Source organism: Lautropia dentalis (assembly GCF_003892345.1).
GTDB classification, from domain to species: domain Bacteria; phylum Pseudomonadota; class Gammaproteobacteria; order Burkholderiales; family Burkholderiaceae_E; genus Lautropia; species Lautropia dentalis.
Window position 1 is genome coordinate 1,050,853 of sequence record NZ_RRUE01000001.1, and the last position, 4,829, is coordinate 1,055,681.

The 4,829-nt window shown below is 68.9% G+C and carries 1 protein-coding gene; it reads left to right on the top strand.

The genetic code is table 11. From position 1 onward, the window contains the following. The first annotated feature begins 1 nt into the window (after nucleotide 1). Nucleotides 2-4,792 (top strand): type I polyketide synthase, encoded by a 4,791-nt coding sequence (locus EHV23_RS04055; protein WP_203228863.1) that lies wholly within the window; start codon nucleotides 2-4, stop codon nucleotides 4,790-4,792. The last annotated feature ends 37 nt before the right edge of the window (nucleotides 4,793-4,829 follow it).

Sequence of the window (4,829 nt, forward strand, 5' to 3'; positions counted from 1 at the left end):
CATGAGCCAGACAGGCGAAATGTCGCAGGAAAACCTGCCCGGAATGAATGGACTGGAAATCGCCGTCATCGGCATGGCGGGGCGGTTTCCGGGTGCCGACGACGTGCAGGCGTTCTGGCAGAACATTCTCGAGGGCCGCGAAGCCGTCGTGGAATACAGCGATGCCCAGCTGCGCAGTCTGGGCGTGCCGCCGTCCGTACTGCACGATCCGGATTACGTGCGCGCCGGTGTCCCGTTCGAGGGTGTGGACCGTTTCGACGCGGCCCTGTTCGGTTTCACGCCCCGTGATGCCGAGCTGCTCGACCCGCAGCAGCGTCTCTTTCTGGAAACCGCCTGGCACGCGCTGGAGCATGCCGGCTATCTGGGCGGGGGGACGCAGGACGGCAACGCCATCGGTGTTTTCGGGGGATGCGGCACGCCGGCCTACCTGATCCGCCATCTGCTGGCGCAGAACCCGCTGACCGCGCGCAGCACCATTCTCGATGTCCTGACCATGGTCGGGGGCAACGGGGCCGATTCGGTGGCCACGCGCATCGCCTACAAGCTCAACCTGAAGGGGCCGGCCGTCACCGTGCAGACGGCCTGCTCGACCTCGCTGGTGGCGGTGCACATGGCCTGCCAGTCGCTGCTCGCCCAGGAATGCGACATGGCGCTGGCGGGCGGGGTGTCGCTCAATCTGCTCCAGCGCGGTGGCTATCTCTATCGCAACGGGGCCATCCTGTCGCGTGACGGGCATTGTCGCGCCTTCGATGCCCAGGCATCGGGCACGGTGCTGGGCAGCGGGGCGGGCATGGTCGTGCTCAAGCGCCTCGAGGATGCCATCCGCGATGGAGACTGCATCCATGCCGTCATCCGCGGCACGGCGGTCAACAGCGATGGCGCCGACAAGGTCGGCTTCACGGCGCCCAGCGTCCAGGGACAGGCAGCCGTCATCCGGGCTGCCCTGGCCGTGGCCGGCGTCGAACCGCACGAAATCGGCTATGTCGAGACCCACGGCACCGGCACCGTGCTGGGCGACCCGATCGAGATCGCCGCGCTGACCCAGGCCTTTGGGGACGACTGCCCCCGCCAGCAGTGCGCCATCGGCTCGGTCAAGAGCAACATCGGCCATCTGGATGCCGCTGCGGGGGTCACGGGCCTGATCAAGACGATCATGGCGCTCAGGCACCGCACGCTGCCACCGGCCATCAATTTCTCGGTGCCCAACCCGCAGATCGATTTCGCCGCCAGCCCCTTCCATGTCAATACCCGCGCCACCCCCTGGCCGGCCCACCTGCAGCCGGCGTGTGCGGGGGTCAGCGCCTTCGGCATCGGCGGCACCAACGCCCATGTCATCGTGCAGGCGTGGGAACAGGCCGATGTCGGGTCCGGCCTGTCCTTCCCGCGTGAGAATGCTGCCGTACCCGCCGCATCTGCATCTGCAGCCGTTTCCGGTTACCCGGTACCGGATGCAGCAGGCGCTGGCGACGCCGTGCAGGCCCGTCCAGCACGGGGGAGCGCACCATTGCATGTACTGCCGCTCAGCGCGCAGTCCGATGCCTCCCTGCGTGCCGGTGCCGAGGCGCTGCAGGCGTATTTCGAAGCCCATCCGGATGCGCCCATGACGGACGTGGCGGGCACCCTGGCCGTGGGGCGGCGGATGCTGCCCAGGCGCCTGCTGGTGCTGGCTCGCGACGCTCAGGACGCCGCCGATGCCCTGATCCGCCAGCCGCTGGACCGCTACTTCGAAGGGGCGGCCCTGACCGATGCACCGGCCCTCACCTTCATGTTCCCGGGGCAGGGGGCCCAGCACCCCAACATGGGGCGCAGCTTCTACGACAGTCACGCCCGGTATCGTGAGGTGGTCGATGACTGCTGCGCGCGCCTGCGCCCGCTGCTGGACATCGATCTGCGCACCCTGCTGTATCCGGACCTGCATGGCCGGGACGAGACCGAGGCCGCTGCGCTGCTGACGCAGACCCGCTACACCCAGCCGGCCATGTTCGTGGCGGGCTACGCCATGGTGCAGCAGCTGCATGACTGGGGGATCACACCGCAGGCCATGATCGGTCACAGCATCGGTGAATACGTGGCGGCCTGCGTCGCTGGTGTGTTCTCGCTGGCGGATGCCCTGCACGTCGTGGCCATGCGCGGGCGGCTGATGCACGGCATGCCGCCGGGTGCCATGCTGGCCGTCGGGCTGGACGAGGCGGCGCTGCAGCAGCACCCGCTGGCCGACTGCGATCTGGCTGCCGTCAATGCCGCCGGCATGAGCGTGCTGGCGGGCACGGACGAGGCCATCACACGGGCCGAGGCGCAATTCCGGGGACAGGGCATTGCGGTGAGCCGGCTGCGGGTCTCGCAGGCATTCCATTCGCGCATGCAGGAACCCATGCTGGCCGCATTCGAATCGGTGCTGGCCGGTATCTCCCTGAAACCGCCGGCCATCCCCTTCCTGTCCAACCTGACCGGAACCTGGATCCGGCCGGACGAGGCACAAAGCCCGTCCTACTGGGTGCGCCAGCTGCGGAACACGGTGCGCTTTGCCGATGGCATCACCGAACTGCTGCAGCAGGAAGGGCGCGTGCTGCTCGACATCGGGCCGGGTCACACCCTGCAGCGCCTGGTGCGTCGTCATGCGGCGCTGGGCGATACGCCGGTGCTGGCCATCCAGCAGCCGCCGGATGGTGCCGGTCCGGGGACTGCAGAGGCCGGCGGGGTCATTCAGCCCGACCGCGAGGCCCAATTGCAGGTCTGCCTGGCCCAGCTCTGGGTGGCGGGGGTGGATGTGCAGGCTTCTCCGCTGTTCCGGCACACGCACATCCGGCGCCTGCCGCTGCCCCTGTACGTCTTCGACCGCCAGTCCTACTGGGTCGACGTTCCCGCCGATACGGACACGGAACGCCACGCCCTGACGTCCGAACCCGTGCGCCTGGCGGGGCGCAATGCCTGGCTCTACGTGCCGGTCTGGAACCGCCAGCCTGCCAGCCCCATGCAGCTGCCCGAGCGTGCCCGGGTGCTGCTGCTCGGCGAGCCGGTGCCGCTGCTGCTGGCGCTGCAGATGTGGCTGGAACAGCAGGGCTTTCAGGCGGTGCTGGCCAGTACCGGCCCCGAATACCAGCGGGTGAGCAGCACGCACTACCGGCTGCGTCCCCGGCATGACGACGACTTTGCCCGGCTGCTGCAGGACCTGGCCCAGGATCAGGGCCGGCCCACCCATGTCTGCCATGCCCAGAGCCTCGGCATGACGGGCAGCGGGGAGGCAGCCGTCGGGAATACTGGCAGCAGGGAGCATGGCAGTGAGGTGTCTGGCAGTACGGTAGTGGACAGTTCGGTGGTATCCGGGGGCAGATATGATGAAGAGACCGCCGTGCAGGATGCCCTGCTCGGCCTGCTGTCGCTGGCGCGCCACTGCGGCGAGGATCTCAACGCGGGCTGCCGTCTGCTGGTGCTGACCCGCGCTTCCGACGATGTGACCGGTGCCGAAGCCCTGCAGCCCCTGCAGGCGCTGCTGCATGGTCCGTGCGTGGTCATTCCGAAGGAATATCCGCACCTCGACTGCGTGCGCCTCGACCTCGATGTCGATGGCCAGTGCACGGCGCGCCGCGTGGTCGAATGCATTGCACAGACCCTCTTTGCACCCGAGCCCGATGCCGTGCAGGCATGGCGCGGTTCGCACCGCTGGACCCAGACCTACACCGCACTGCCCGACAACCCGCCGGGCCGCCCGCTGGGGCTGCGCCGCCAGGGCTGCTACCTGATCACCGGCGGGCTGGGGGGTATCGGTTTTCACTTGGCCCGCCATCTGGCACAGCACTGGCAGGCCAGCCTGGTGCTGCTCGGCCGTTCCGGCGAATCCGCCCATGCCCAGCGCATCGGCGAGCTGAAGGCCCTGGGTGGCCGTGTGATGGTCTGCCAGGTGGATGTGGCCGACGCCGCAGCGGTCTCCGCCGCCGTGGCGCGGGCGCAGGCGGAATTCGGCATGATCGACGGCGTCATTCACGCTGCGGGGGTGTCGCACCAGCAGCTGGTGGCCCAGATCGGCCCCGAAGACCTCGCGCCGGCCCTGGCGGCCAAGGTGCAGGGCACGCAGAACCTGCTCGATGCCATCCGTGCGCCGGGCATGGCCCCCCCGGTGTTCGTGATGCTCTTCTCGTCGCTGGCCAGCACGCTGGGCGGGGTGGGCAATGCCCTGTACGCCGGTGCCAACGCCTGTCTCGATGCCGCGGCGGCCGCCTGGCGCGACGAGGGTGGCACACGGGTCATGGCCGTGAACTGGGACGGATGGCGCGACATCGGCATGGCAGCCGACATGCACCTGCCCGACCACGTGGGCATCTCGCCCGACCAGGGCATGGCGCTCTTCGAGACCCTGCTGGCATCCGGAGAGGACAGCCAGGTGCTGGTCAGCACCATTCCGCTGGCGCAGCGCTGGGCGGCAACCCAGGACGCCTGGCCGCAGCCACGGGCAGCGGCCGAGGCCGATCTTCCGGCCCGCCAGCGGCAGCCGCGCCCGGCCCTGCGCACGGCCTACGTGGCGCCGGCCGACGATCTGGAAGAGAGCCTTGCCGAAATCTGGGCCGACATGCTCGGCATCGAGGGCATCGGCACTCACGATTCACTGTTCGAGCTGGGCGGCGACTCCCTGCTGGCGGTCCAGCTGCTGGCGGTGGTCAAGCACGCCTACGACGTCGACATTGCCCCGGCGGGCTTCTTCCAGAAGCCCACCATTGCCGCGCTGGCCGTTCAGCTGGAGCTGAAGGTCATGGCGCAGATTCAGGAAGAGGAAGCCCCGGACGGGGCCTCCGTGTGAGCGGTTTTTCGGGATAAGCGGTATTTCAGGAGCCAGC

Excerpts from the sequence above, each read along its gene's own strand:
- EHV23_RS04055 (WP_203228863.1), top strand. The coding sequence starts at position 2 with ATGAGCCAGACAGGCGAAATGTCGCAGGAAAACCTGCCCGGAATGAAT.